General features: G+C 67.2%; 26 protein-coding genes. 4 read left to right on the top strand and 22 right to left on the bottom strand.

Features of this window, described 5'->3' with window-relative positions:
• Window positions 1-27 precede the first annotated feature (27 nt).
• Window positions 28-1533 (top strand): bifunctional aminoglycoside phosphotransferase/ATP-binding protein, encoded by a 1506-nt coding sequence (locus ACWDPV_RS02730; protein WP_449741652.1) that lies wholly within the window; start codon window positions 28-30, stop codon window positions 1531-1533.
• Between the two features lie 190 nt (window positions 1534-1723).
• Here ACWDPV_RS02730 and lysS read toward each other — a convergent pair whose 3' ends face one another.
• Window positions 1724-3268 carry a lysine--tRNA ligase gene (gene lysS, locus ACWDPV_RS02735; RefSeq protein WP_449741653.1) on the bottom strand — a complete coding sequence of 515 codons (1545 nt, stop codon included), beginning with the start codon at window positions 3266-3268 and terminating at the stop codon, window positions 1724-1726.
• 75 nt (window positions 3269-3343) lie between these two features.
• Window positions 3344-3763 (bottom strand): rhodanese-like domain-containing protein, encoded by a 420-nt coding sequence (locus tag ACWDPV_RS02740; RefSeq protein WP_449741654.1) that lies wholly within the window; start codon window positions 3761-3763, stop codon window positions 3344-3346.
• Between the two features lie 275 nt (window positions 3764-4038).
• Between ACWDPV_RS02740 and ACWDPV_RS02745 the strand changes: the two genes are divergently transcribed.
• On the top strand, window positions 4039-4515 hold the full coding sequence (locus ACWDPV_RS02745) for a hypothetical protein (RefSeq protein ID WP_449741655.1): 477 nt from the start codon (window positions 4039-4041) through the stop codon (window positions 4513-4515).
• A gap of 257 nt (window positions 4516-4772) precedes the next feature.
• Here the strand turns inward: ACWDPV_RS02745 and ACWDPV_RS02750 are convergent, their stop codons facing one another.
• From ACWDPV_RS02750 to dacB, 16 genes are all read right to left on the bottom strand, one after another.
• Window positions 4773-5579, bottom strand: coding sequence for a type III pantothenate kinase (locus ACWDPV_RS02750; protein WP_449741656.1), 807 nt, complete (start codon window positions 5577-5579; stop codon window positions 4773-4775).
• Between the two features lie 15 nt (window positions 5580-5594).
• The gene (panD, locus tag ACWDPV_RS02755; protein WP_449741657.1) at window positions 5595-6029 is read right to left on the bottom strand and encodes an aspartate 1-decarboxylase; all 435 of its coding nucleotides are present in this window, start codon (window positions 6027-6029) and stop codon (window positions 5595-5597) included.
• A gap of 76 nt (window positions 6030-6105) precedes the next feature.
• Window positions 6106-7026: a pantoate--beta-alanine ligase gene (gene panC / locus ACWDPV_RS02760; RefSeq protein ID WP_449741658.1), complete on the bottom strand. Its 921-nt coding sequence runs from the start codon at window positions 7024-7026 to the stop codon at window positions 6106-6108.
• On the bottom strand, window positions 7023-8027 hold the full coding sequence (locus ACWDPV_RS02765; protein ID WP_449741659.1) for a Rossmann-like and DUF2520 domain-containing protein: 1005 nt from the start codon (window positions 8025-8027) through the stop codon (window positions 7023-7025). Before ACWDPV_RS02765 ends, panC begins: the two co-directional genes overlap by 4 nt.
• 216 nt (window positions 8028-8243) lie before the next feature.
• On the bottom strand, window positions 8244-9458 hold the full coding sequence (locus ACWDPV_RS02770) for a DUF6779 domain-containing protein (RefSeq protein WP_449741660.1): 1215 nt from the start codon (window positions 9456-9458) through the stop codon (window positions 8244-8246).
• A gap of 181 nt (window positions 9459-9639) precedes the next feature.
• The gene (locus tag ACWDPV_RS02775) at window positions 9640-10170 is read right to left on the bottom strand and encodes a DUF3180 domain-containing protein (protein ID WP_449741661.1); all 531 of its coding nucleotides are present in this window, start codon (window positions 10168-10170) and stop codon (window positions 9640-9642) included.
• On the bottom strand, window positions 10167-10682 hold the full coding sequence (gene folK, locus ACWDPV_RS02780; protein WP_449741662.1) for a 2-amino-4-hydroxy-6-hydroxymethyldihydropteridine diphosphokinase: 516 nt from the start codon (window positions 10680-10682) through the stop codon (window positions 10167-10169). The genes ACWDPV_RS02775 and folK overlap by 4 nt, the downstream gene beginning before the upstream one ends.
• The gene (gene folB / locus ACWDPV_RS02785) at window positions 10679-11050 is read right to left on the bottom strand and encodes a dihydroneopterin aldolase (RefSeq protein ID WP_449741663.1); all 372 of its coding nucleotides are present in this window, start codon (window positions 11048-11050) and stop codon (window positions 10679-10681) included. The genes folK and folB overlap by 4 nt, the downstream gene beginning before the upstream one ends.
• Complete coding sequence (gene folP / locus ACWDPV_RS02790) at window positions 11050-11898, bottom strand: dihydropteroate synthase (protein WP_449741888.1); 849 nt, start codon at window positions 11896-11898, stop codon at window positions 11050-11052. Before folP ends, folB begins: the two co-directional genes overlap by 1 nt.
• A 29-nt stretch (window positions 11899-11927) precedes the next feature.
• On the bottom strand, window positions 11928-12503 hold the full coding sequence (gene folE, locus ACWDPV_RS02795) for a GTP cyclohydrolase I FolE (protein ID WP_348807618.1): 576 nt from the start codon (window positions 12501-12503) through the stop codon (window positions 11928-11930).
• 90 nt (window positions 12504-12593) lie between these two features.
• Window positions 12594-14951 (bottom strand): ATP-dependent zinc metalloprotease FtsH, encoded by a 2358-nt coding sequence (ftsH, locus tag ACWDPV_RS02800; protein ID WP_449741664.1) that lies wholly within the window; start codon window positions 14949-14951, stop codon window positions 12594-12596.
• 522 nt (window positions 14952-15473) lie between these two features.
• The gene (gene hpt, locus ACWDPV_RS02805) at window positions 15474-16043 is read right to left on the bottom strand and encodes a hypoxanthine phosphoribosyltransferase (RefSeq protein WP_348807605.1); all 570 of its coding nucleotides are present in this window, start codon (window positions 16041-16043) and stop codon (window positions 15474-15476) included.
• Window positions 16044-16500: 457 nt separating this feature from the next.
• Window positions 16501-16977, bottom strand: a complete 477-nt coding sequence (locus tag ACWDPV_RS02810) for a hypothetical protein (protein WP_449741665.1) — start codon at window positions 16975-16977, stop codon at window positions 16501-16503.
• A 134-nt stretch (window positions 16978-17111) separates the two neighbouring features.
• The gene (gene tilS / locus ACWDPV_RS02815; protein ID WP_348809763.1) at window positions 17112-18077 is read right to left on the bottom strand and encodes a tRNA lysidine(34) synthetase TilS; all 966 of its coding nucleotides are present in this window, start codon (window positions 18075-18077) and stop codon (window positions 17112-17114) included.
• A complete protein-coding gene (locus ACWDPV_RS02820) occupies window positions 18056-19147 on the bottom strand; it encodes a zinc-dependent metalloprotease (protein ID WP_449741666.1) in 1092 nt (363 codons plus the stop codon). The genes tilS and ACWDPV_RS02820 overlap by 22 nt, the downstream gene beginning before the upstream one ends.
• Window positions 19138-20508, bottom strand: coding sequence for a D-alanyl-D-alanine carboxypeptidase/D-alanyl-D-alanine endopeptidase (gene dacB / locus ACWDPV_RS02825; protein WP_449741889.1), 1371 nt, complete (start codon window positions 20506-20508; stop codon window positions 19138-19140). Before dacB ends, ACWDPV_RS02820 begins: the two co-directional genes overlap by 10 nt.
• 207 nt (window positions 20509-20715) lie before the next feature.
• Here dacB and ACWDPV_RS02830 point away from each other — a divergent pair, with 207 nt between their 5' ends.
• Entirely contained in the window at window positions 20716-21228 is a 513-nt protein-coding gene (locus ACWDPV_RS02830; protein WP_348807601.1) for an inorganic diphosphatase, read from the top strand.
• Window positions 21229-21454: 226 nt separating this feature from the next.
• Here the strand turns inward: ACWDPV_RS02830 and ACWDPV_RS02835 are convergent, their stop codons facing one another.
• Both ACWDPV_RS02835 and ACWDPV_RS02840 read right to left on the bottom strand, forming a co-directional pair.
• Window positions 21455-23179: an MDR family MFS transporter gene (locus ACWDPV_RS02835; RefSeq protein ID WP_348807117.1), complete on the bottom strand. Its 1725-nt coding sequence runs from the start codon at window positions 23177-23179 to the stop codon at window positions 21455-21457.
• Complete coding sequence (locus ACWDPV_RS02840) at window positions 23166-23690, bottom strand: MarR family winged helix-turn-helix transcriptional regulator (RefSeq protein ID WP_348807116.1); 525 nt, start codon at window positions 23688-23690, stop codon at window positions 23166-23168. The genes ACWDPV_RS02835 and ACWDPV_RS02840 overlap by 14 nt, the downstream gene beginning before the upstream one ends.
• Window positions 23691-23877: 187 nt before the next feature.
• Here ACWDPV_RS02840 and alc point away from each other — a divergent pair, with 187 nt between their 5' ends.
• Window positions 23878-24861, top strand: coding sequence for an allantoicase (gene alc, locus ACWDPV_RS02845; protein WP_348809765.1), 984 nt, complete (start codon window positions 23878-23880; stop codon window positions 24859-24861).
• Between the two features lie 41 nt (window positions 24862-24902).
• Here the strand turns inward: alc and ACWDPV_RS02850 are convergent, their stop codons facing one another.
• Together ACWDPV_RS02850 and ACWDPV_RS02855 are read right to left on the bottom strand one after the other, a co-directional pair.
• Complete coding sequence (locus tag ACWDPV_RS02850; RefSeq protein ID WP_449741667.1) at window positions 24903-25346, bottom strand: hypothetical protein; 444 nt, start codon at window positions 25344-25346, stop codon at window positions 24903-24905.
• On the bottom strand, window positions 25343-26662 hold the full coding sequence (locus ACWDPV_RS02855) for an aminotransferase class V-fold PLP-dependent enzyme (protein ID WP_449741668.1): 1320 nt from the start codon (window positions 26660-26662) through the stop codon (window positions 25343-25345). Before ACWDPV_RS02855 ends, ACWDPV_RS02850 begins: the two co-directional genes overlap by 4 nt.
• Between the last annotated feature and the right edge of the window lie 2 nt (window positions 26663-26664).

Consider the following 26664-nt stretch of genomic DNA (forward strand, 5'->3'; position numbering starts at 1 on the left):
CTCCCCCACCTGTGATGTGCTTGACGCGTGACTTCCGCGCGGACCCGTGAGACCCAGAGCACCGACCTGCTGGCCCAGACCGGTGCCCTCGACCCCGCTGCGCCCACCACCCGTATCGACACGCACGGCGCGACCATCCTGCTCAACGGCGATCGCGCATGGAAGCTCAAGCGGCCGGTTCGGTTGCGCTACTTCGACTTCTCCACCTCCGACCTGCGACACGACGCCCTCGCCGCCGAACTCGACCTCAATCGCCGCACCGCTCCCGACATCTACCTCGGACTGCACGCACTGCGGCGCGCCGACGACGGATCGGCGTCACTGGATGGGCCCGGTGAGACCGTCGACTGGGTTCTCGAGATGACGCGTTTCGCAGACGATGCCCTGCTCAGCCGGCAGGCCGACGCCGGAGCCCTCGATGACCGCCTGCTGCAGAACCTCGCCGCACGCGTCGTCGACATGCACCGCGACGCACAGGTGTCCGACGATCCGCACGGCGCGGCCCGATTGAAGGAGGTCGTGGACGGGAATCTGGCGAGTATGTCGGCGTTTCCTGAGATCCTCGAACCCGCACTGGCACAACAACTCACCGATCGTTTGACCGCCATGATCACCGCGCACGCCGACCTGATGGACGCTCGCGCACGGGCCGGGCGCGTCCGGCACGGTCATGGTGATCTGCATCTGGGCAACATCGCCGTTGTCGACGGCGAGCCGATTCCGTTCGACTGCCTGGAGTTCGACGCCGAGATGGCCACCACCGACGTGCTCTACGACATCGGCTTCCTGGTGATGGACCTGTGGGCCCGCGGGTTACGGCATGAGGCCAACGTCGTCATCAACGCCTACCTCGATCTCTCCACCGACGATGAGGTCGGCTTCGCACTGTTGCCGTTGATCCTCGGCGTGCGGGCGACGGTTCGTGCGCATGTCGCCGCGGCCGAGGGTGCCGCCGATCGGGCCAACTCGTATCTTTCGCTGGCGCTGGGCTTTACCGAGCCCGTCGCGCCGCGGCTCGTCGCGATCGGCGGCGGGTCGGGTACCGGAAAGTCGACAGTGGCGCGGGCCATCGGCGGTGACCTCGCACCGGCCCCTGGTGCGAGGATTCTGCGCACCGACGTACTCCGCAAACGGCTCGCCGGGGTGACCGTCGATGAGCCGCTGCCCCGCTCGGCCTACACCGACGAGGCACGGGCCGGCGTCTACACCGAGGTATTTCGGCTGGCGGGCCTTGACCTGGCGAACGGGATGAGCGTCATCGCCGATGCGGTGTTCGGGCGGCGCTCGCAGTCCGGTGTCATCGCCGATGTGGCCGAGCACGCGGGCTGCGCATTCACCGGAGTATGGCTGGAACTCCCCGAAAGCGAACGTATCTCACGCATCGAGCATCGCGGTCCGGATGCATCCGACGCCACTGCCGACGTGGCGCGGCGACAAACCCGGACCTTGGAGACACCGGACGAGCGGTGGCACCGCGTCGACGCGGTCGGTGATTCGGTCGACGCGGTACGCGGCGTACTTGCGTCGCGGTGAATGGGTGTGACACAACCAATCGGGTGGGTCGGGCAACGGACGGGCAGGGTCGAAACGGACAGATTCGATGGGGACGCTGCGATCGGCGGCGATCGCGATCGGGTCGGTGTTCGGGATCGCCTTCGGCATCGGCGGAACAGCGTTCACCGCCCGACGGCTGCTGAGCAGATTCTGAACTGCTCTCGCAGGCTCAGTCCCGCAGCGGCTTCACCAACGGGAACAGGATGGTCTCGCGAATGCCGAGACCGGTGAGCGCCATCAGCAGCCGGTCGATGCCCATGCCGGTACCGGCGGTCGGCGGCATGCCGTATTCCATTGCGGCCAAGAACTCTTCGTCGAGGACCATCGCCTCGTCGTCGCCGGCAGCGGCGAGGCGGGCCTGGTCGACGAAACGTTCCCGCTGGATGATCGGGTCGACGAGTTCGGAGTAGCCGGTGGCCAATTCGAAGCCGCGGACGTAGAGGTCCCACTTCTCCACCACGCCGGGGATGCTGCGGTGGGCGCGCACCAGCGGCGAGGTCTCGACCGGGAAGTCCCGCACGAAGACAGGCCGCGAAAGATGTTGGCCCACCATGTGTTCCCACAGTTCTTCGACGAGCTTGCCGTGCCCGTAGCCCTTGTCCTTGGGGATCTCCAGGCCGACACGCGCGGCGATGGCGAGCAGTTCATCGACGGTGGTGCCGCCGGAGTCACTCATCGGCACGATCTGTTCGCCGAGGGCCTCCGACAGCGATGGGTACATCGACAGTGAGGTCCACTCACCGGACAGGTCGTAGACCGAGCCGTCGGACATCGTCGGGGTGAGCGTGCCGAGCGCGCCCTGCGCCACTTCCTGCACGAGTTCGCGGGTCATCACCGCGGCATCGTCGTAGGTGCCGTAGGCCTGATAGGTCTCCAGCATCGCGAATTCCGGCGAGTGGGTGGAGTCGGCGCCCTCATTGCGGAAGTTGCGGTTGATCTCGAAGACCCGCTCGATTCCGCCGACGATGCAACGCTTGAGGAACAGTTCCGGCGCGATCCGCAGGAACAGGTCGATGTCGAAGGCGTTGGAGCGCGTGGTGAACGGGCGCGCCGCGGCACCGCCGTGCAAGGTCTGCAGCATCGGGGTCTCGACCTCGAGGAAGTCACGGCGGTCGAGGGCCTTGCGCAGTTCGGAGATCACCGCGATGCGGGTGCGGGCGATCTGCCGGGCCTCGGGACGCATGATGAGGTCGACGTAGCGTTGCCGGACGCGGGTCTCCTCGTTCATGTCCTTGTGCGCGACGGGCAGCGGACGCAGCGCCTTGGACGCCATCTCCCAGGAGTCGGCCATCACCGACAACTCGCCGGTGCGGGAGCTGATCACCTCGCCGTGGACGAAGACGATGTCGCCGAGATCGGTTTCGGCCTTCCACCGGGCCAGCGAATCCTCGCCGACACCGTTGAAGGAGATCATCGCCTGCAGTTGCGTCCCATCGCCCTCCTGCAGCGTCGCGAAGCACAGCTTGCCCTTGTTGCGGAGGAAGATGATGCGCCCGGCCACGCCGACGATCGCACCGGTTTCGGTGCCGGCCTCCAGGTCGGGGTACGTCGCGCGGATCTCGGCGAGGCTGTGGGTGCGCGGAATCGACACCGGGTAGGCGTCGCGTCCTTCTCCGAGAATCCGCTCCCGCTTCTCCCGGCGGATACGCAGCTGCTCGGGAGTCTGGTCGTCGGCCGACGAGGCGGGGGCCTGGGATGTCTGGGCGTCACTCACGCACGTGAGGGTATTCGGTGGTCGGGGCGTCGGCCAAGTTGCGTCGCCTGCGCCACAGCCGGCCAACGTGCGCGATCAGTGCGCGGAGAAAACGTCGAGCTCACCCTGGCTGATCTGCCCGTTGATCCCGGCGCGACGCAGACCGCGATATCCGCCGATCACGAACACCGCCCCGGTGACGCCGCGGGCCTGCAGATGCCACGCCAGCCACTCGGCTTCGTGGCCGTCGTCGGAGACGAGAATCCAGCGGGCATCACCGGCGGCGATACGCAGGGCGGTCGGCGAGCCGGGGGTGAGCAGGTCGATCGCCTCGGCGGCGTCGACGGCGATCGCGCCGAGCAGCGCGCCGTCGGCCTGGCGTTTGCGCTGACTGCGCACGTCAATCGGGGTGGCACCGGCGGCGAGCGCGTTGCGGTAGTCGGCGATGCGCAACGACAGCGGAGCGCTGGGGGTGGGAGCAGAAACCGGTGCGAGAAGCTGGACCGATGCGGTCATGGGAGGAAACCTCGAAAGTGATCGAAACGAGCGGGAGGGTTGGCGAGGGGCCACCGCTGTGTCGTGAAGAAACGACGACGCGGGCTCAGCCCTGACAACACTCCTGACAGCTCTTGATCACGGCGACAAGTGTGCCACAGTTGCGGCGTCGGGACCAGAGGCGATGGGGTTTCTTGCTCGGGGTGGGTGAAAGTCGCGGCGGGGAGCTGTCGCTCGGCGTTCCCGTGAATGACGCCGCGCGGTGGTCCCTCGCCGGTCCGATATGGTGCGGGGCGATGAGTGAGCGCATGTTCGTGGGGGCGTCCACGCTCGAGGCGGACCGGCTGGCGCTGGCCCTCGCACCGGCCCGGGTTCCCGGCGGCCTCGACACCGACCCGAGCTTCTTCCACGGATTCGCCACCCATCCGGTCGTCGTCGCCCAGGGACTGCTGGCCCTCGCCGACGTCACCGGCACCCGCTACTTCCAGTTCACCCCGGCCAGTCAGCGCGATCCGGTCCTCACCGCGAATCGCGACCGGCTGCGCGCCGAGGTGTTCTCCGCATGCAACGGCGTGTACGCCCGACTCGACGTCCTGGGCTCGGGGCTCGACGGCGGCGAGATCGGAACCGGCACCACCAACGTCGACATCAACCTGCCGACCCGCACCGCCCTGGGCCGTGTACGGCGCACCGACCTCCTGCACCTCGACGTCGGTGCGGGCGGGCTGCGCGCGTCGACGATGATCGCTCCAACTGAACTGACTCAAGTGTAACGACGACCACCGACAACTTTCTTAGCGCGGAATCGGTTGGGGATGAGGAGTATCAGTGTCCACAGGGACGGGTTTGGTTGGCGCTGGTTCGGTTTCGCTCCCGGTTAGCGGAGGTGGCCTCGACCTCGACAAGGTCGGTCTGATGGATACACCGACTCGCAAGCTCGTCGGCACTCGGCCAGCGAAGGTTGCGTGCGCTCGACCAGCGGGGATGCTACCGCCGGATCGAGCGAGAGGGGACGGTTAGGACGACCGGCTCAGCGTCCCCTACCACGGGATTGCTGCTTGGCCCGCTCGTGCACCAAACGCAGACCTTCGAGGGCTAGGTGCGGGTGTTGCACTGTGAGAGTGCGGCATTCGTCGAACATCAGCGGAGCGAGGAAGCCAGTGGCCACCACGGTGACGTCGTCGCCGTCGAATCCCGGGACAGTGGATCGGACGCGCTCCACCAATCCGTCGATCTGGCCGGCGAAGCCGAACAGGATGCCCGACTGCAGTGCCTCGACGGTGTTCTTGCCGAGCACACTCCGCGGTGGCATGAGTTCGACCTTGCGGACCGTCACCGTGTGTTCGCTCAATGCCTCGACACCCAGATTGACCCCGGGAGCGATGGCGCCGCCGAGGAACTCACCCTTGACCGAGACGGCGTCGACGACGGTGGCGGTTCCGCAGGCCACGACGATCGCCGGGCCACCATAGATGTGTTGGGCGGCAAGGCAGTTGGCGACCCGATCGGTGCCGACTTCCTTGGGATTGTCCACGAGCAGTGGAACACCGGTCCGCACACCGGGTTCCAGGATCACGTTGTGCGGATTGTCGAAGTAGCGGGCGACCATCACGCGCAGTTCCCGTAGCAGCGATGGCACGATCGACAGCGCCGATACGCCGGTGACCTGCTCGATGTCGGCACCCAACAGGCCCTTGATCAGCAATGCCAATTCGTCTGCGGTGCGATCGGGTTCGGTGTGCAGGCGCCAATCGTTCACCAGCGTGGCGTGCGCGCCGGTGCCGGCGAACACACCGATGTGCGTGTTGGTGTTGCCGACGTCAATGGTGAGGAGCATACGTAACGAGAGTCGTCAGGCGGTGGCGTCGACGAGCACGTCGGCGTGGCGCGGATCGCGCAGCCCCGAGCCCTCTGGTGCGCGAGCCGGATCGGTGCCCGACTCCAGCACGCGATTCGCCTCGTCGACGAAGACGACGTGCGGTGCGTACTCGGCGATCTCGGCCTCGTTGAGGATGCCGTACGCGATGATGATCACCAGGTCGCCGGGGTGCACGAGATGCGCTGCGGCACCGTTGATGCCGATCACACCGGAGCCACGTTCACCAGCGATCGCGTAGGTCTCCAGGCGTGCGCCGTTGGTGATGTCGACGATGGTGACCTGTTCTCCTTCGAGGAGATCGGCGGCATCGAGCAGGTCGGCGTCGATGGTGACCGAACCGACGTAGTGCAGGTCGGCCTGCGTGACGGTGGCGCGGTGGATCTTCGAGGTCATCATGGTGCGGAGCATGTGGGGGTCCTCTGTTCGGTACTTCAGTGCTGTTCGGTACTTCAGTGCGGATCGGTCGGATGGCAGAACGGTGGTCTCATTCGGATCTGGCCTCGCGTTCCTCCAGGCTCAGGCCGATCGCGACGCCGACATTGTCGATGAGGCGGGCCGGGCCGAGCCGAGCCGCGACCAGCAGTCGTCCGTATCCCTTCGTCGGCGGGTCCTCCAGAGACCGGCCCCGCAGGGCGAGATAGTCGAGTTCGATCTCCGGTACCGCAGCCAGAACCGTGTGTGCCGCAGCGAGAATGGCGTCACCGCCGCCCGGCGCGGCGTGCGATCCGGCGGTCAACGCCGCCGACAGTGCGGTGGCCAGTGCCCGCTGCTCCTCGGAGAGGTACCGGTTACGGGAACTCAGGGCGAGCCCGTCGGGTTCGCGGACGGTGGGCACACCCACGATCTCGACGTCCATGTTGAGGTCGTCGACCATCTGTGAGATCAGCACCAACTGCTGGTAGTCCTTCTCACCGAAGTACGCGGCGTGTGGTGCGGCGATGTGCAGCAGCTTGTTCACCACGGTCAGCATGCCGGCGAAATGTCCTGGGCGCGAAGCACCGTCGAGGATGTCACCGGCCGGACCGGGATGGATCATGGTGCGACGGCCCTGCGGGTACATCCCGGCCACGGTGGGGGCGAACACCAACTCCACCCCGAGCGGCTTCAGCAGGGCCAGGTCGGCGTCGAAGGTGCGCGGGTAGGCGTCGAGATCCTCACCCTCGCCGAACTGCAAGGGATTGACGAAGATCGAGACGATGACGATCGTGTTGCCGCGACTCTTCGCGGCCCGCACCAACTCCAGATGACCGGCGTGCAAGGCACCCATCGTCGGTACCAGCGCCACCCGCTTACCGGAACCACGCAGCGCCTTGCTGACTCGCTGCAGGTCGACCGGATCACGGTGCACCGTCAGCATTCCGGGTGTGTAAAGGTTCGCCTCGTCGGCGATCACATGACTGGTCATCGGGACTCCAAAACGTCGAAAACCGCAGGCGGCGCATCGGATTGGTGAGCGGCCCGACGCGCCAGCATGCGGTAGGACTCGGCGATCGAGTCGGTCTCCGCTCCCCCGGGCAATGCGCGCAACGCGGCCAGATGGGCAGCGACCGCCGATGCGTCACCGCGCGCCACCGGACCGGTCAGGGCACCGGGACCGAGGTCGAGCACGTTCTGTAGGGATGCGGTCACCAGTGGACCGAGGATTCGTTCGGCCAGGCGGACCGGATCACCGTCCACTGTGGCGGTCGGATGCGCGACGCCGTCCGGCCCGGCGATGGCGTGATTGAGCGCCGTCACCGCATCCGAGATCAATGCGATCAGGTGGTTGGCGCCGTGCGCGAGGGCTGCGTGATACAACGTGCGGTCGGCTTCGGCGATCCGCACCGGCTCACCACCCATCTCCAGGACGAGCGCCGACGCGATGGCCTCGCCGACCTCGTCGGCGGCGGTGATACCGAAGCATGCGCGGGCCAGGCGGGCGGTGTCGTCGTCGGTACCGACGAAGGTCATCGCGGGATGGATGGCCAACGGCATCGCACCCCGCCGCGTGAGCGGTTCCAGGATGCCGACACCCTGCGCACCGGCGGTGTGGGCGACCAATGTACCCGGACGCAAGCTGCCGGACGCAGCAATATCTGCGATCACCGATTCCAGCTGAGCGTCGGGGACGGCGACGAGGAGCAGTTCGGAACGAGCGAGGACACCGTCGAGGTCGAGAATCGCCGATTCCGGGAGACGTGCCGCCGCCCGACGGCGCGACTGCGGGGAACGGGCAAGGACGGCACCGACGACGTGACCGGCACGTTCGAGCGCCGCACCGAGCGCGGTACCGACACGCCCGGAGCCGACGATGCCGACCGTCAGACGGGCCGGCGTGGGGAGATTGGCGATGCCGGGGAATCCCGACGCACGATCTGCGGGGACACCGGAACGCGCCGCGTAGGCGTCATCATCCGATGAGGTCACCACTGTCCTCCAGGTCGTTCCAGTCCCGTGGGCTGCCGAGAGATTCCGCATCGATGTCGTCGCGGAACGCACCCGGCCGGGTACCAGACGTTGCAGAGCAAGGTTAGGCCGTCAGGTCGACACGGATCCAATACGTGTGATCGGGCTCACCGAATCACAGACACCGTTCAGCCGCGACGGCGCCGGCATCGATCAGTCGCGACGGCGACGCATCGATCAGTCGCGACGGCGACGGCGACCCGACCCGCCCTCGGTCTCCCGCAACTGGCGCAGCAACTCCGACACCGGAAGCCCGTTGGAGTGCGCATTGTCGAAGTCGTCGGCAGCGGCTTCGGCGGCCACCGGCTGCTCCACCTCATCCTCCCGGCGGCGACGACGCCCACCGGTGAACCCGGCTGCGGCACCGACCGTCTCATGCCGTCCACCACCGAGGAAGGGAACCGGACCACCGGTCGGCTGGGCCGGTGCGGTCGGCTCGGCCTGAGCGGCCTGCGTCGCCCACTCATCGGTGGGCGTTTCGTCGACGTAGGCCGAGACCGGTACGGCGGCGGGTGACTCTTCGTCGGCCGACGGGGCCTCCCCGACCCCCGGGCCACCGGCCACACCACCGTCGTCGACGACGTCGGCGATCTCCGCGTCCGCCGCGTCGGCGGTCTCGACGTCGGTCACCTCGTCGGTTTCGGCGAGCACGGACGCATACTCGGTCTCGTACACCGACTCGTAGGGCGCCTCGGCCCCGTAGGGACGCGACAGCGGATCGTCGGTGATGACCGGGATGACCTCGGTCATCTCGTTCGGATCGGCGGTGGGCCCGATGTGGCGACCGTCGGCGGCCGACGGTGCGGTCTGCGCGAAGTCGCGGGCGGCAAGAACCCCGTCGTCGTGGGCGTAGGCCTCGGGAGAGTCGTACTGACCGCCGTAAGGATGCGGATCGAGTCCGTGACCACCGAGGCCCGAGGCCAGCTCACGCAGCTTCTCGTTGGGCAACGCCACCTGATCATCGGGCAGCGACTCGCCGAGCAGTCGCTCCAGACTCGATCGCAGCGACACGACCTGCTCCTTGAGTGCGGCCAGCTCTGCACCCGATTCGGCCGCCACCTCGCGGCGGATCGTCGACTCGACGTCGAGCTCGTACTGCCGGCGCGCGGCGATCTCCCGCTCCAACTGCAGTTCGTAGACCAGGCGGAGATCGCGACTCTTGGCCTCCGCGGTCTCGGCCTGCTTGCGGAACCGGGTGACAAGGATCGCACCGATCACCGCGGCCCACAGCGCCGCGATCACCGCGAGCGAGCCGGTGATCGAGAGGTTGTCGGTGAAGATCATCAGGATGCTGGCCGCGAGGGCAAGGACGATGAGCAGACCCAGCAGCCACTGGCCGACGGAGCGGCCCGTGCGCCGAGTGTCCGAGGAACGGCCGGAGGTGGTCGTCATATCAGTGCAACTTACCCGTTGATCTCTGTGTTATCTCCCAAGCCCGGCGGAGAGTCACGAATCGCGGGTTTGGTAGGGCGCGGCCCCGGGTACCCTGAGGTGCCGCAGATAACGCGCCGGGTCGGCCGGGAAATCGCGGGTCATGCGTACCGGTAGACGCCCCTCCGGTCGACATCGTCGCTCAGGCCGGACCGGGACTCGACCCGTTGATCGAGGAATCCTCCGGATCGTCGGGGGCCCGGCAGCAGTACTCCAGCCACAACGCGGCAACCGTCAGCAGCACCCCACCGATGAGGCCGACCACCGCGGCGGGCCGATCGTGCTCGGCCGCGGCGATGTCGTGCTGGGTCAGCAGGAACACCAGCACCCCGGCCCACAGACCGGTGGCGATGGCACCGAGGATCGCCGACGCCTTCGCCAGCGCGAGGACCCGGGCCGCGGTGAGCGGATGCAGTTGTCCGCGAGCACGTCCCACGTCGCGACCCTCCACCCGCGCGCGCACGATGAACCCCACCACCACCTCGATGACGGCGAGGATGTAGAGCACGATGCCGGTCAGCACCGGCAGCGGCGGCACGCTGGAGTAGTTGTAGCGGACCAGGATCCACGCGGTGACACCGACGATGAGGGCGACAACGACGAGGTCGAACGGCTTCGTCGGCCCCATCCGCTCTTTTTCGTCATCGCCGGGCGGCGGGGTGGGTGTGGTCATCGCGGCACCGCCCCGACACGACGCACACCCTCGCGATCGGCGCCCGGCAGCCGGTCGACGAGATCGTCGACACGCTGCTCACCGCCATCGGTCCACAACGTCGCGTCGGGATCGATCTCGAGCCACGGCACGAGCACGAAGGCGCGCTGCGCGGCACGCGGATGCGGCAGGATCAGCGCCTCGTCGTCGCTGCGCACCACCCCCGCCGCATCACTGACGGTGATCACGTCGACGTCGAGTGTCCTTGGGCCCCAACGAACGTCACGAGTCCGATGTGCATGCCGCTCAAGCTCGGCACCATGGCGCAGCCAGTCGGCGGCACTCCGCTCCCCCTCGACGATGAGAGTGATGTTGAGGAAATCGGCCTGCTCGACACCACCCCACGGGGCGGTGGCGTACACGTCGGACACCGCCACCACATCGGCGCCGAACCCGTCGACCACCGACCGCAGATTCGCCATCGGATCACCGACGTTCGACCCGGCCGACAGGACCGCGCGGGTGTGGCTCATCGCTGCGACTTCCGGGAACGTCGGGTCACCACGGCGACGTCGTCGAAGGTCAGTGGGATCGGTGCGGACGGCTTGTGCACCACCACTTCCGCGGCGTGGATGCGCTCATCGCCCATGATGTCGTCGGCGATCTCGGCGCCGACGGTCTCGATCAGGTTCCGCGGGGTCCCGGTGACGACGTCGTGGGCGCGTTGCGCCAACGCGCCGTAGTCGACGGTGTCGGCGAGATCATCGGAGGCTGCGGCGATCCGCAACTCGAGCCATAGGGTGATGTCGATGATGAAGTCCTGGCCGTCGACGCGTTCATGGTCGAAGACGCCGTGATTGCCGCGCACCCGCAATCCGCGGAGCTCGATCCGGTCGGCCATCAGAGTCCTCCCTCAATACGCCCGGACCCACCGTGTGCCCAGGCCGTCGCCACCGCCACGGCATCGCGACTGCTCGCCACGTCGTGCACCCGGACACCCCACGCACCGCCCGCGGCGGCCAGGGTACTGACCGCGGCGGTCGCGATGTCACGCCCGGCCGGCGGCCGATCGACCTCGCCGTCGGCGAGCAGGGTACCGAGAAAGCGCTTGCGCGACGCCCCGACGAGCACCGGGAAACCGAGTCCGACGAATGTCGGTAAGGCATGCAGCAGAGCCCAATTGTGGGTGGCGGTCTTGGCGAAACCGAGACCGGGATCGAGAATGATCCGATCGGGATCGACGCCGGCGCTCACCGCGGCGTCGACCTGCCCGAGCAGTTCACGACTCACCTCGGCCACCACGTCGTGATAGCCGCCGGTGTCGTCGACGCGATGGGTGAAGCGGCGTCCGGCGTCGGAATCCTCCCCGGCGGGGCGCCAATGCATCAGGATCCACGGCAGGCCCGAATCGGCCAGCACCCGCGCCATGTCCGGGTCGGCGCGACCACCGGAGACGTCGTTGACGATCGCGGCGCCGGCCTCGATCGCGGCCGCCGCAACCGACGCACGCATGGTGTCGACGGACACGGTGACGCCGCCCTCGGCGAGTGCCGAGATCACCGGTGTGACCCGGGCGATCTCGATGTCGGGGTCGACGCGGATCGCGCCGGGACGGGTCGATTCGCCGCCCACGTCGATGCTGTCGGCCCCGTCGTCGAGCAGGCGCCGCGCATGCGCGAGTGCGGCGTCGACATCGAGGTACCGGCCACCGTCGGAGAAGGAATCGGCGGTGACGTTGATGATGCCCATGATCTGCGTGCGGGCATCGGGATCGCCGGTCAACGTGTGATGAGGTCGAGCGCTTCGCCGCGTGAGACCGCGCTGGTCTTGAACAGTCCACGCACCGCCGACGTGGTGGTGCGGGCACCGGGTTTGCGGATGCCACGCATCGCCATGCACAGATGCTCGGCCTCGATCACCACGATCGCGCCCCGCGGTTTCAGCCGGGCCACCAACGCGTCGGCGATCTGACTGGTCAGTCGCTCCTGTACCTGCGGCCGCTTGGCGTAGAGGTCCACCAGCCGCGCCAACTTCGACAGGCCGGTCACCTCACCGCTCTCACCGGGGATGTAGCCGACGTGGGCGACCCCGTGGAACGACACCAGATGATGCTCACAGGTGGAGTACATCGGGATGTCCTTGACGAGCACCAACTCGTCGTGGTCCTCGTCGAAGGTCGTCGCGAGCACCGCCGACGGATCGGTGTACAACCCCGCGAACATCTCCCGATAGGCGTTCGCCACACGAGTTGGCGTGCGCTGCAACCCTTCTCGGTCGGGATCCTCCCCGACCGCGATGAGCAGCTCGCGCACCGCCGCCTCCGCGCGCGCCTGATCGAAGTGACGTCCGGACATGACCGACGCCGGAGATTCCACGGAATCGTCACCGATCAGGGCAGCGACGTCCGGGTGGTGACCATTGCTGATCGTCATCGAGCTGACCCTTCAGGCGCCGTTGCCGTTCACACCATTGCCATGCTGACCGGTCCCATTCGGGCCGGGCCCATGCTGACCGTTCGCGCCGTTCGGGGCGGAGCCGCCGTTGACACCCGGCCCCTCCTCACGGGGCGGCCAGCCGGGAGCCGACCAGTCGCGCGGTGCGCCATAGTCGGGCCACGTGGCGCCACCACCCGGCGGCGCGGCCGGCGGCGGATAGCCACCCGGCTGCGGCTGCTGCGGCGGGTAACCCCCCTGCGGCGGATACGGATTCTGCTGCGGCGGATATGGATGCTGCTGCGCGGGCGGATACCCACCCGGAGCGGCCTGCGGCGGATACGCCGGTGCCGCACCGGCAGGCTGACCGAAACCGCCCGGCTGGCCACCGGCCGCACCGACCGGCTCCGGAACCTTCGCAGGCTCCGGCGGCGGCCACGGCTCACCGCGCTCGATGGCGAGCTCACCGGGAGTCTTCACCGGCGGCTTGTCACTCGGGGTGCGATCACCGAAATCGTTGAACGTCGTGATCCGCGGGCGCTTCTCGACCTGGCCGAAGATCTTCTCCAGATCCTTACGCGTCAACGTCTCCTTCTCGAGGAGTTCGCTGGCCAACACGTCAAGGGTGTCGCGATACTCCGACAGGATCGCCCACGCCTCGGTGTGCGCGGCCTCGATGAGACGACGCACCTCCTCGTCGATCTCATTCGCGACCTCGGCGGAGTAGTCGGTGTGATTGCCCATCGAACGACCCAGGAACGGATCGCCCTGCTCCTGGCCATACCGCACCGCACCCAGGCGGGCACTCATGCCGTACTCGGTGACCATCGCACGAGCGATCTTCGTCGCCTGATCGATATCCGACGACGCACCCGTCGTGGGCTCGTGGAAGACGAGTTCCTCGGCGGCACGACCACCCATCGCCATCACCAGCCGGGCGATCATCTCCGAGCGGGTCATCAGATCCTTGTCCTGCTCCGGCACCGCCAGGGCGTGACCACCGGTCCGACCACGCGCCAGGATCGTGACCTTGTAGATCGGATCGAGATCGGGCATCGCCCACGCGGCCAGGGTGTGACCACCCTCGTGGTAGGCGACGACCTTCTTCTCGTGCTCACTGATGATGCGGCTCTTACGACGCGGCCCACCGATCACCCGGTCGACGGCCTCCTCGAGCATCTCCGCGGTGATCGTCTGCTTGTTCTCACGCGCGGCCAGCAACGCGGCCTCGTTCACGACATTCGCCAGATCCGCACCCGACATACCCGGGGTGCGCTTGGCCAGACCGTCGAGATCGGCGTCGGCGTCGATCGGCTTGCCCTTGGCATGCACACGCAGAATCGCGCGACGACCCGCCATATCCGGATTGCCGACCGGGATCTGCCGGTCGAAACGGCCCGGACGCAACAACGCCGGATCCAGGATGTCGGGTCGGTTGGTGGCCGCGATCAGGATGATGCCCTGACGGTCACCGAAACCGTCCATCTCGACGAGCAACTGGTTGAGGGTCTGTTCGCGCTCGTCATGACCACCGCCGAGTCCCGCACCACGCTGGCGACCCACGGCGTCGATCTCGTCGACGAAGATGATGCACGGGCTGTTGTTCTTGGCCTGCTCGAACAGGTCACGCACACGCGAGGCACCGACACCGACGAACATCTCGACGAAATCCGAACCGGAGATCGTGAAGAACGGCACCCCGGCCTCACCGGCCACCGCCCGCGCCAGCAACGTCTTACCGGTACCGGGCGGGCCGTACAGCAACACGCCCTTCGGGATCTTCGCGCCCAACGCCTGGTAGCGCGCCGGATTCTGCAGGAAATCCTTGATCTCGTACAGCTCCTCGACGGCCTCGTCGGCACCCGCCACATCGGAGAACGTCGTCTTCGGCATGTCCTTGGTGAGCTGCTTGGCGCGCGATTTGCCGAAGCCCATCACGCCACCACGACCACCACCCTGCATGCGGCTCATCACGAAGAAGAACAAACCGAACAGCAAGATCATCGGCAGGATGAACAGCATGATCTGCCAGAACACCGACTGTTCGTTGACATTCGTCTGATACGGAGCGCCGGTGGCCTTGACGTCGTTGAAGATCTCTTCACTCGCCGCCGCCGGATACTTCGTGCTGATCTTGGTCAGCTCATCGTCACCGACCTTGACCGGCGTATCGGTCTCGATGCGGAGCTGCTGCTCACGATCATCGATCTGAATCGATTTGGTGTTCTTGACATTGAGCTGCGTCAACGCGACCGAGGTGTCCACGGCCGTGTACTCGCGATCATTGTCACGCCACACGCTCCAGCCCCAGAAGGCGAGCACGATGACCGCCACGATGGCGAGGTTACGAAAGACTGTCTTGCGGTTCATGCGAATTGGTGGAGGGCCGGCGGGCCGGTGGAGACGGCGCCGTTCCCAATCGTCCTTCCCATCGATTCGAGAGCGCGGCGAACAGACCAGCAACCGCGCTCGTTGTGATAAGGCTACCGGTCAACGATCACGCAGGTGAAACCGTTCCCTGTGTTTGTTGGCGCCGCCTCCGGCAATCGCGCGTGTGCGCGCCCACCTGCACCACTCTGGGACGACCTGACGGCCGCAGCAACCACCTCCTCGTCGCTGGACTCACTCGACGGCAGGCTCTACGCCATCGCCGACGCGATGTCACGATGCCGCGAACTCGACATCGAATTCCGGGAAATCGAGAGCGAGCGCCCGAGCACGATCGCGGGCGAATCGGGTGTCGAGTGCTTCATATCGCGTTGGTGGACGCCCCGGCATGGGCGGCCCGCACCGACTCGTCCGGTTCGAGAACGGTCGCGTCGAGCACAGCCTGTGAGTCCCGTGCCGGCAGCGGGAAACGGTGCGACCGACGAGGACGGGTGCGACCGTGCGTCAGTGCTCGTACACGCTCGAGCGCAGCCGGCCGATGAACGGCAGGTCACGGTACCGCTCGGCGTAATCGAGGCCGTAGCCGACGACGAACTCATTGGGGATGTCGAAGCCGACGTCGGCCACCGACACCGGTGAGCGCACCGCCTCCGGCTTCCGCAGCAGCGTGCACACCTCCAGCGACCGCGGGTTGCGCGTCGCGAGGTTCTTCATCAGCCATGACAACGTCAGCCCCGAGTCGATGATGTCCTCGACGATCAGGACGTCACGGCCCTCGATGTCGCGGTCGAGGTCCTTGAGGATGCGCACCACACCCGACGACGACGTCGACGACCCGTAGCTCGACACCGCCATGAACTCCATCTGCGATGGGATGGGTAGCGCGCGGGCGAAGTCGGTCATGAACATGATCGCGCCCTTGAGGACTCCGACGAGCACGAGATCCTGGTCGAGCTCGCGATACCGCGCGGCCACCGACTCGGCCAGCTCGGCGGTGCGCACCTTGATCTGCTCCTCGGTGATCAGCACCGCTTCGATGTCGTCGCCGTAGTGATGTTGGGTCTCGTTCGCCACGGACTCAAGCTTGACACGTCCACGAGGCGGCGCAGCACGCACGGGCAGAATTCGCCCGCCGTCGACATCGACCATCGGCCGGTGATCGGCCGACCTACCGCCATGAGTGCCCGACGTCGTACACCGTCGGTCGGCACCGGCGTCACGGTGCGATCACAACACGCCACATCAGTCACGGCAGCGTTTATTCGTTAATTCTCACGGTCGTAGATCAAATATCCACAGGAAATTCCGGGTCATTCCCAACATTCCGCCCCGAGCCACCGCACCATTTGATTGCCGAAAAAAATGAATAACGGGACCACAAAACAGAGCCCGGTCGACCACCGCCGGGCGGATTCGACTCCGGGGCACCGGACCCGACACCATCGAAATGACCCACCATGTCGACCACCGCACCACCTCGACCTTCCGCCGCGTCTTACCGACAAGCCCGACCGTTCGGGATCCGACTGCGTCACCTCACCATTGCCGTGCCGTATTGCCTTGCACTGCTATCTTTTTCGGTGATCGCTCCGGCCTGTGCCGCCCCACCGAGAATCGTCGGCCACACCGTGTCGTTCGACGACACCTCAGTGTCACTCACCCTGACCGACGGGACGTTCCGGCACCGCGGCACCTCCCTGTCGATCGACGCCGACGCGACGCCGACGTCGAGGTGTTCCGGATGCCGCTGGTTTATCGTCTCGACGATCGCCGATTCCCGATCGGCGCGCATGTCACCGATACCGCTGCAACCCTCATGCCCACAAATGATCTTGCGCATTCCGTCGCCGTCGATCCGAAGCAGGTGGCACCATTTCGGGCCGCCGCATGCAATCGGCTCCCGGCCGGTCCGACTGCCAACTAGGAACGTGACGATGCGGCACTGGCACGGTTCAACCAGACGGTCAGTGCCCGGCATGACGATCTCGACTCTCGTCGGGACCGTCATCGGCGCCGTTGGTGGGCGGAATCGCAGGAGGACTGCTCGCCGGGTCGACCGTCTGCATCCTCGGCGGCGGTGGCAGCCTGGTGGTCGCCGACTTCCGGTACATCGAGACGATCAACTCGCCGTTCCGTCGCACCTCAGCGACGTGGACTCTCCTGCACGACGATGGCGTCACCGCACCTGGCCGCGCTGCGTCGTACATCCGCATCCCCACCGATGGCGACGCCACCCTGACCACGCCAATCGGTGATCAGCGCATCGATACCGACGATCACCCGGGACGTCGGCTCGGTGGCACCGGCGTCGTGCAGCCACAACCGGATCACCCGCCGACGAATCGCCGGCACGGTCGCGGCCAGTGATGCGATCAGTAGTTCCGGCGCCGGATCACCGGTGCGGACGGCCTCGCGGTACAGCGTGTCCGCAAAACCGTCGAGCGCATCGTTGTCCTCGCGCAGGGAACCGGCGGTGCGTGACAGCGCCTCCACCGCACCCCCGTGCAGCACGTCCTCGAGCAGCGGAATGACCTCGGACCGTAGACGCACGCGGGTGAACCTCGGGTCCCGGTTGTGCGGGTCGGAGTGCGGCGCCAATCCCCTTTCGGCGCAGGCCGCCAGGGTCTGGGCGCGGCGGATTCCGAGAAGGGGGCGGGCCCACGGCGCCGACCACGGGCGCATCCCGGCGATCGACCGGGCACCCGATCCGCGGGCCAGACCCAGCAGCACGGTCTCGGCCTGGTCATCCATGGTGTGTCCCAACAGGACGGGCAGCCCCTCCCGGGCATGCTCGAGCGCGTCGTAGCGGGCCGTACGGGCCGCGGCCTCCATCCCGCCGTCGTGCCCGACGCTGACCTCGATGACGTCGGCGCGGGCACCAAGCGCCGTCGCGGCGCGCGCGGCGGAGTCGGCGACGTGGGCCGATCCGCGTTGCAACCGATGGTCGACGATGAGCGCCCGCACGGCCAGGCCGCTGTCGAGGGCGGCGGCGGTCAGGGCGAGAGAGTCGGGGCCGCCGGACAATCCGACGCACACCTCGCGGGCACCGTCGAGGTGTGCGGCCGCGAAGTCCGCGACCGCACGTCTCAGAGCACCCGCGTGATCCACTTCGACGGCTCGTCGATCTCGTCTGGAAGCGGCATGGTCTCCGGCGAGGTCCAGATGGTGTTGAACCGCTCCATGCCGACCGTCGACACCACCTCGTCGACGAAGGCCTTGCCCCGAATATATTGGGCCAGTTTGGCATCCATTCCGATGAGTGCACGGATGATGCGCTGCACCGGATTTCGCGGTCCGGTGCGGCGTTTGTCGAAGGCCGCCCGGATGGAGGCGACGGTGGGCACCTGTGCGGGCCCGACCGCATCCATCACATGGTCGGCGTGACCTTCGAGCAGGGTGCCGAGCATCAGCATCCGGTTGAACGCGTCGTACTGTTCGGGCGTCTGCAGCAGCTGCATCGCTCCGATGATCCCCTTCTCCCTGGGCTTTCCGCCCTTGAGTGCACCGGTGATCCGCGCGGCGACGTCGGCCACCGATTCCCCGGCATCGGAGGTCAGCACCTCGATGTTGTCCGACATATATTGGCGCAGCCAGGGGTTCGCGGAGAACTGGACCCGGTGGGTGACCTCGTGCAGACACACCCACAACCGGAAGTCGCTGGGGGACACCTTCAGTGACCGTTCCACCCCGACGATGTTGGGCAGCACCAGCATCAGCACGCCCGGATCGTCGGCGCCGGCCGGTCCCGGCGAGAACGGATCGTACTGGCCGAGGATCGCGGTGGACAGAAACGCGAGCAACCCCGATGCCTGCAGTCCGCCGATGCGGCCGGAAATGCCCGGCGACTCGTCGAGGGTCTCACCGTCGCCGGAGAGCATCGACCGCATCGACAGGGCCGCGGCGTCGATCCACTCGTCACGTTCGAGGACCCGCGCGGCCGGCACGGCCAGACCGTCGGCGAGTCCGGTGACCTCACGGACCGGACCCTCGGCGCGCGTGGCGGCGTCGGCGAGTTCGGCCCGCGCCGCGTCGCGTGTGTAGGTCGTCATCTTCGGTCCGGGTCGGGACAGTTTCTTGCCCACCCCCGCGGCCAGACCCCAGTCGATCTTGGCGCCGACCGGATCGAGCAACCCACTGCGGGCCGCGACCTCGTTCTCACTGCTCTGGCTCACCGACATCCGCACTCCCTCAAGTCGCCGGGGATGGCATCGAGTGCGGGCCGCGCATCGACCGGGGATGTTCCCCCCGACATCAACGCGAACGACAGCACCCGCCCATCGACGGTTTGAACTATCCCGGTCAACGAACTGACCCCGGTCAGTGTTCCGGTCTTGGCGCGCACCCATCCGGCGCCCGGATTGGTGCGCGGGTCGAAGCGGTCGGCCAGGGTTCCGGTCCCGGCGGCCACCGGCAGCCCGTCGAGCATCGGTCGCATCTTGATGTCCCGGTCCCGGGTGGTGCTCGACGCGTCGCCGTCCGACGCCGACGCGCCGGCCTCGGTGTCGCCGCTGGCCGCCGACATCACCTCGTCGAGCAGCGACGCGGGCACCTTGTTGCCGTAGGACAAGCCCGACGAATCGGTCAACGTCGCCCCGGAAACATCGAAACCGTTCTGCGACAAGGTCTTCAGCACGGCCTGCGCACCACCGGCCAGTGTCGCCGGCCCGCCCTGGGAGGTGGAGAGTTCGATGGACAATGCCTCGGCGAGTACGTTGTCGGAGAACCGGAGCATGTCGTTGACGCGGGTGGCCAGCGGCGCCGACTGCACCGTCGCGATGGTCTGGGCACCGGCGGGTGCGCTCGCCTCGGTCACGTCGGTGGAAACGCCGAGCGCACTCGCCAGCGCCTTCCCGGCGGCGATGCCGGGTTGCTCCTCGCGCGGCGAATACTCGTCGAGCGGCTTGATCCGCGCGCCGTCGACCATCAGTGATTCCATCGGCGCGATGTCACCGCCGGCGATGTCGTCCCGAGACCAGGTGCGGTCCATGGTCGGGCCGGAATACGCGGACAGGTCCACCGCCACCGAGGTGACGTCGACGCCCGATTTGACGATCTGGTTGGCGAGGTCGGAGATCCGCGCCGGGTTGGTGTAGAAGGTGTCGGTACCGGGGGCCTGCGCGGTCAGCGTCGGATCGCCGGCGCCGCGCAGGATCACCTGTCCGTCGGGTCCGGCGAGCACGGTCGTGGTGACCCGTTGATCGTGCGGCAGGGCCAGCAGAGCGGCGGCCGCGGTGAGGACCTTCGCGTTCGAGGCCGGCGTCCGGGGCGTACTGGCACCTTCCGACCACAGCACGGCGCCGGTCAGCGAATCACTGATCTGCCCGGTCAACGTGCCCAGTTGAGGCGCCTTGACGGAGTCGGCGATCGCGGCGGTGACCCCCGCCGAGGTGGGTTCGGGCGCGGTGGCGGCGACCGGGTCGATCTGCGGGTCGGCCGCGATCGCCGCAGGTCGCGCCGGGATGCCGGCGGGCAGCGGATCGGGCTTGGTCAGCTGCAGGTAGGTGAATCCGGCGCCGACCGCAATCACCGCCACCAGCATGACCGAGAGCAGCGATCGAACGATCCAGCGGCGTCGTCGCGGTCCGCTCACGTCCGCCGCTGGAGTACTGTGCACCGCATGACCTCCGGGTCTCGACATTCTCTTGGTGGCGTCCTAACAGTATCGTTGAGGCGATTCGCGTAGCCGACTCCGCAGTTGGGGCGGCCGCCATCACCCCAACGACAGTGCCACGATCAAGGAGGACGCGTGGAATTCGATGTGACCATCGAGATCCCGAAGGGTAGCCGCAACAAGTACGAGGTCGATCACGAGACCGGCAAGATCTATCTCGATCGCTACCTGTACACGGCGTTCGGCTATCCCGCCGACTACGGCTACATCGACAACACGCTGGGCGACGACGGCGATCCGCTCGACGCGCTCGTGCTGCTCCCGGAGTCGGTGTACCCGGGCGTCATCGTCAAGGCCCGCGTCGTCGGCATGTACACCATGACCGACGAGGCCGGCGGCGACGACAAGCTCCTGTGCGTCCCGGCCAACGACATCCGCTGGAACCACATCCAGGACATCGGTGACGTCTCCGAGTACGAGACCAGCGCCATCTCGCACTTCTTCGAGCACTACAAGGATCTCGAGCCGGGCAAGGAGGTCACGCCGGGCGGATGGGTCGGCAAGGCCGAGGCCGAGAAGGTCGCCGAAGCGGCGATCGCACGCCTGGCCGAGCATCCCGGCGAGGCCAACGAGCCCTCACGCGGCTGACGCCATGTCGCTGACAGCGCTCTTTCTGACGTTGACAGCGCTCTGATTCTCGTTGACAGCGCTCTACATGACGCCGAGCGCGCCCGCGATCTGATCCGCGGGCGCGCTCGGCTGTTGTCTGGGCGCTGTCAGTGTGGTGGCGAGCGCTGTCAGTGTGGTGACGAGCGCTGTCAACGTTCAGGAGAGCGCTGTCAACGTTCAGGAGAGCGCCGTCAGTGGGGCTCGGTCAGGACTTCTGCGGCTCCCCACTCGGTGCGTCCTTGGGCGCACCGATCGGGCGCCCCGACCGCAGCGGCAGTTCCTTCCAGGTGACGGTGCCGATGATGGCGAGCAGCGACACGATCGACACGGTCAGGAACACCCGGTCCATCGAGTTGGCGAAGCCGGTCATGATGGGTTCCGACAGCGAGTCGGGCAGCTTCGCGATGATCGACGTGTCATTCATGACACTGTCGGAGGATCCGGAACCGGCCGCGCCGGGATTGGCCTGGCTCGCGATCAGCGACTGACCGAATTCACGCACCTGCGGATCGCTGCTCTGGGCCGCCTCCATCACCCCGGCAGAGAATCCCGGCTGCGTCGACGCGGCGGTCATCTCGTCCTTGATGTTGGGTCCCATCAGTGAGAACAGCAGTGAGAAGAACACGGCCACACCGAGGGTCGCACCGATCTGCCGGAAGAACGTGGCGGTTCCGGTCGACAGTCCCATATCCTTGGGCGGCAGGATGTTCTGCATCGCGAGGGTGATCGGCTGCATCAGATTGCCCAGGCCGAAGCCGAGCAGTGCGGCATAGAGCATAACCACCCACACCGGCGTGGTGATGCTGACGTAGTGCAGCAGGAATGTCGCGACCGTGATCAGTACCGACCCGAGGATCGTGAAGACCTTGTATTTGCCGGTGCGCGAGATCAATTGACCCGACGCCACCGATCCGGACATCAGTCCGAGCACCATCGGCAGCATCTGCAGTCCGGCCACCATCGGGCTCGAACCGCGCAGCACCTGGTAATACTGCGGCAGCATCGAGATGCCGCCGAACATCACCGCGCCGACGACCATCGATACGACGATGCCCTGCGCGAAGACCCGATTCTTGAACACCCGCAGCGGGATCAGGGCGTCGTCGCCCATCTTGTTCTCAATCCAGATGAACGCAGCCAGCCCGACGACGGCAATGGCGTAACACACGATCGACTTCGTCGACCACCATCCCCACACGCGGCCCTGCTCGGCCACCACCAGGATCGGCGCCACTGTCACCGCGAGTGCCGTCGCGCCCCAGTAGTCGGTGCGGGTTCCGGTGCCCTTGTTCTGGTCATAGTTGAGGACGGCGTAGACGACGAACAGCGCGATGATGCCGATCGGCACGTTCACCAGGAACACCCAGCGCCACCCGGAGATCCACAGGATCGACGACTGGCCGGCGAAGAAGCCGCCGAGGACCGGGCCGAGCACGCTCGAGGTGCCGAACACCGCCAGGAAGTAGCCCTGGTACTTGGCTCGTTCCCGGGGCGGGACGATGTCGCCGATGGTGGTCAGTGCGAGGGTGAACAGACCACCGGCACCGAGCCCCTGGAGCGCTCGGAAGCCGGCCAGCATGTACATCGACGTGGCCATCGAACACAGCAGTGACCCGATGACGAAGATCGAGATGGCCAGCAGGAAGAACGGTTTGCGGCCGTAGATGTCGGAGAGCTTGCCGTAGAGCGGGGTGACGATCGTGGAGGTCACCAGGTAGGCGGTGGTGACCCAGGCCTGCAGGTCGTAGCCCTGCAGGTCGTCGGCGATGGTGCGGATCGCCGTCGAGACGATGGTCTGGTCGAGGGCGGCGAGGAACATGCCGATCATCAGTCCGGCCATCACTGTGAGGATCTGGCGATGCGTCAGACCGGCACCCGCGTGTTCTACGGGTGAGGCCGACGAGGCGGCCGCCGCGTCATGGTTGGTCATCGGGGTCCTTTCGATCGGGCTGGGATTCGTCGTTGGCGTGCTTCCCGGATGGGGGTCTCGCGCAGTCGGGAACCATGAAGGTCTCGGTGGCGTCGACGAATCGGTTGAGCAAGCTCACCAAGGTGGAGAGTTCGTCGGCGGTCCAGTCCGACATGGCGTCGTTCATCGCCGCGCGCCGAGCCGAGCGCATGGCCTCGACCTGGGCGTCTCCGGCTTCGGTGATCACCAGCAAAGTCGCCCGTCCGTCGTGCGGGTCGGCCTCCCGACGCACCAGCCCCTTGTCGACGAGTTGGGCGACCTGTCGGCTGACCGTGGACGGATCGGAGTTGAGCGCGCCCGCGAGTTCGCGGGAACGCATCGGTCGGCGCTGCAGATGGAAGAGTCCCTTGAACGCCGCGATCTCGACGTCGCCGTCCGGTGTGCGCAGGGTCGTGTGCACGGCTCGGTCACGTACCCGCAGGTAGCGGGACAGCGCGTCGAAGAGGCGGTCGACCTCGACCGGATCGAGCATGGCGGATCCCCCCGGATGAGTCGGAGCAATTCTTCGGTGCGCGAATCAATCAGTTGCAATGTGCACCTAGTTGGACTGCGCAAGTATGCCCTCGAATGTGCCGCGATCGCAAACGCCATTAGGATCGGTGGCCGTGACCCCTTCGCCCCCACCCACCGCGTCCGGAACCCGCCCTCACTTCACTTCGATGCCTGACCTGGCATTACGGGATCTCGGCGGTGCCGTCGTGTGGTCGAATGACGACCTGTTCGCGGAGGCGCAGAACCTCATCTCGACGCCGCCCGCGGAGTACCGGCCCGCGACGTTCGGTCACAAGGGCCAGATCTATGACGGCTGGGAAACACGGCGTCGTCGTCGCGATGGGGTCGACCAGGCGATCATCCGCCTCGGCGCTCCGGGCGTGATCTACGGCGTCGTCGTCGACACCGCCTGGTTCAAGGGCAATTACCCACCGTTCATCTCGGTGGAGGCCGCCGCCAAGGAGGGTGTGGTCTCCGTCGACGAACTGGTCAACGACACCGAGTGGATCACCATCGTCGACAAGAGTCCGGTCGACGGGGACACCCGCAATCCGTTCCGGGTGGATGCCAAGGACCGTTTCACCCATGTGCGTCTGACGATGCACCCCGACGGCGGCATCGCCCGCTTCCGGGTGCACGGCCGAGGCGTGCCCAACCCGCACTTCTTCCGGTACGGCCACTTCGACCTGGCCGCGCTGGAGAACGGCGGCCTGATCACGGCCTGCTCCAACATGTTCTACAGCTCACCGAACAACCTGCTGATGCCCGGCCGGGCCCGCCACATGGGTGAGGGCTGGGAGACCTCCCGACGCCGCGACGACGGCAACGACTGGGTGCAGGTGCGCCTGGCCGGCCAGGGGCGGGTCAGTCTGATCGAGCTCGACACGAGCTACTTCCTGGGCAATGCACCAGGCGCCGCCACGGTCCGCGGCCGTGACGGCGACGACGGCGAGTGGTTCGAGGTCCTGCCCCGCACCGAGCTGCAGCCCGACACCCGGCATCGGTTCGTCATCGACCTGGACCGGCCGATGACCGAGGCACGGCTGGACATCTACCCCGACGGGGGCATGGCCCGGTTCAAGCTGTACGGACTGCTCACCGAGGAGTCCTACGCCGGGCTCATCGAGCAGTGGGAGCGCGGCGAGGCCTGAGGTCGAGTCTGTGCACTCCGGACCGGTGCGAGATCTGCGGATCAGGCGACGCGTCGGGCGGCACCGGTGAACGCCGGCAGCACGAGCTGACGGACCCGGTTCTCGGTCGCCGACCCGTCCAACGACACCAGGATCACCGCGTCGGCGACCTCGGCGGCGTAGATGTCGCGGATGAGGGTGACCAGCCCGCCGGGTGTGCCGATGTAGCGGACGGTACCGCCGTCGAGCTCGTCGGGGATACCCGCGACCGCCGCCCGTGCGGACGCGGCATTCGGGGCGATGGCCACCTCGACCTCCAGTGCCACACAGAAATTCGCGGTGTCCCGGGTGCCGGATCGCAGCACCGACCGCGCCCGCTGCGCGTCGCGAAGGGTCGGTCGACGCACCACGATCGGCACGTCGATGGCCGACACATCCCCGGCCAGTGCCACGCGCAGACCGGGGCGGCCGATGCTGATGCGGACGTCGGAGAGTTCGGCGGTCATGGCTGTGCCTTTCCGGGAGTAGTGCGGGTGAGTTCGGAGAGTGCGGTGACGAGCCGGTCGACGTCGGCGGAATCGGTACCGAGACCGAAGCTCGCGCGGACCGCGCCGTCGGTGTGTCCGAGTCGGGCCAGCAGCGGATGCGCGCAGAACTTGCCGTCGCGCACGCCGATTCCGTGATGATCGCTGAGGTACTCGGCGACGGCGCGCGGCGTGTGTCCGTCGACGGAGAAGCCGGCGATGCCGACGCGATCGAGGTCGTCGGAGAAGATCCGCAGCGGCGTCACGTCGGCGACGCCGGCCAGTCCGACGTCCAGACGGGCGCGCAGTTCCGCCTCATGCAGGCCGATCAGTTCGAATCCGAGATCGACGATGGCATCGCAGGCGGCGGCAATGGCGATCGCGCCCAACACATTCGGTGAGCCGGCCTCATGCCGCGCGGCACCCGAGTGCCAGGCGGTCGAGGCGCAGTTCTCGTCGGGTCCGTCGACGAGGCTCACCTGCGCCGACGCCCCGCCGCCGGCAAGGTACGGGTCGGCGGCGTCGAGCCAGTCGCTGCGACCGATGAGGACTCCGGATCCAAAGGGTGCGTAGAGCTTGTGGCCGGAAAAGACGAGGTAATCGATGCCGTGACTGACGATCGACACCGGTCGGTGTGCCACCAGTTGCGCGGCGTCGACGAGGATGCGGGCACCGTGGCGGTGGGCGATCGAGGCCAGCCGCGAGATGGGCAGCACCTCGCCGGTGACGTTGGATGCCGCGGTGACGGCGAGCAGGGCGGCCGGCGCCGCGGCGAGTTCGGCGTCGAGCGCGGCCAGGGTGTCCTCGAGGGTGTCGCACGCCGAGACGATGCGCGCGGTCCCGTTGTCACGGGACACCCACGGCAGCAGGTTCGCGTGGTGCTCGATGTCGAGAACGACGACGTCACCGGGGGTGCAGTGGGCGGCCAGGTTGATCGCGTCGGTGGTGTTGCGGGTGAAGACGACGGTGTCGTCGGTGCGGCCACGCACGAAACGTCGGACGGTGTCCCGGCACTGCTCGTAGCGGCGGGTGGTGACCTGCGACAGGTGGCCGGCGCCGCGGTGGACGCTGGCGTACTGACTCACCGACGCCGCGACGGCGTCGGCGACGGCGGTGAGGGCGGGCGCGCTGGCCGCGTAGTCGAAGTTGGCGTAGCGGATCTGATCACCGCTGGTCAGCGGGACGAGTTCGGCGGCACCGACGACCGAGGTCAGCGGTCCGATGGTCGACAGGTCGGCGGCATCGGACTGCACCGCGCAGTCGTTGCGGCAATCAGTGGTGGTGGCGACAGCAGTCATCG

This window comes from Gordonia sp. NPDC003504, assembly GCF_053587995.1.

Bases quoted from the DNA above. Each gene is read 5' to 3' on its own strand.
- ACWDPV_RS02740 (WP_449741654.1), bottom strand. From the start codon at position 3,763: ATGACCGCATCGGTCCAGCTTCTCGCACCGGTTTCTGCTCCCACCCCC.
- ACWDPV_RS02745 (WP_449741655.1), top strand. From the start codon at position 4,039: ATGAGTGAGCGCATGTTCGTGGGGGCGTCCACGCTCGAGGCGGACCGG.
- ACWDPV_RS02750 (WP_449741656.1), bottom strand. From the start codon at position 5,579: ATGCTCCTCACCATTGACGTCGGCAACACCAACACGCACATCGGTGTG.
- panD (WP_449741657.1), bottom strand. From the start codon at position 6,029: ATGCTCCGCACCATGATGACCTCGAAGATCCACCGCGCCACCGTCACG.
- panC (WP_449741658.1), bottom strand. From the start codon at position 7,026: ATGACCAGTCATGTGATCGCCGACGAGGCGAACCTTTACACACCCGGA.
- ACWDPV_RS02770 (WP_449741660.1), bottom strand. From the start codon at position 9,458: ATGACGACCACCTCCGGCCGTTCCTCGGACACTCGGCGCACGGGCCGC.
- ACWDPV_RS02775 (WP_449741661.1), bottom strand. From the start codon at position 10,170: ATGACCACACCCACCCCGCCGCCCGGCGATGACGAAAAAGAGCGGATG.
- folK (WP_449741662.1), bottom strand. From the start codon at position 10,682: ATGAGCCACACCCGCGCGGTCCTGTCGGCCGGGTCGAACGTCGGTGAT.
- folB (WP_449741663.1), bottom strand. From the start codon at position 11,050: ATGGCCGACCGGATCGAGCTCCGCGGATTGCGGGTGCGCGGCAATCAC.
- folP (WP_449741888.1), bottom strand. From the start codon at position 11,898: ATGGGCATCATCAACGTCACCGCCGATTCCTTCTCCGACGGTGGCCGG.
- folE (WP_348807618.1), bottom strand. From the start codon at position 12,503: ATGTCCGGACGTCACTTCGATCAGGCGCGCGCGGAGGCGGCGGTGCGC.
- ftsH (WP_449741664.1), bottom strand. From the start codon at position 14,951: ATGAACCGCAAGACAGTCTTTCGTAACCTCGCCATCGTGGCGGTCATC.
- ACWDPV_RS02810 (WP_449741665.1), bottom strand. From the start codon at position 16,977: ATGACGGTCCCGACGAGAGTCGAGATCGTCATGCCGGGCACTGACCGT.
- ACWDPV_RS02820 (WP_449741666.1), bottom strand. From the start codon at position 19,147: ATGTCGGTGAGCCAGAGCAGTGAGAACGAGGTCGCGGCCCGCAGTGGG.
- dacB (WP_449741889.1), bottom strand. From the start codon at position 20,508: ATGCTGGTGGCGGTGATTGCGGTCGGCGCCGGATTCACCTACCTGCAG.
- ACWDPV_RS02835 (WP_348807117.1), bottom strand. From the start codon at position 23,179: ATGACCAACCATGACGCGGCGGCCGCCTCGTCGGCCTCACCCGTAGAA.
- ACWDPV_RS02840 (WP_348807116.1), bottom strand. From the start codon at position 23,690: ATGCTCGATCCGGTCGAGGTCGACCGCCTCTTCGACGCGCTGTCCCGC.
- alc (WP_348809765.1), top strand. From the start codon at position 23,878: ATGCCTGACCTGGCATTACGGGATCTCGGCGGTGCCGTCGTGTGGTCG.
- ACWDPV_RS02850 (WP_449741667.1), bottom strand. From the start codon at position 25,346: ATGACCGCCGAACTCTCCGACGTCCGCATCAGCATCGGCCGCCCCGGT.
- ACWDPV_RS02855 (WP_449741668.1), bottom strand. From the start codon at position 26,662: ATGACTGCTGTCGCCACCACCACTGATTGCCGCAACGACTGCGCGGTG.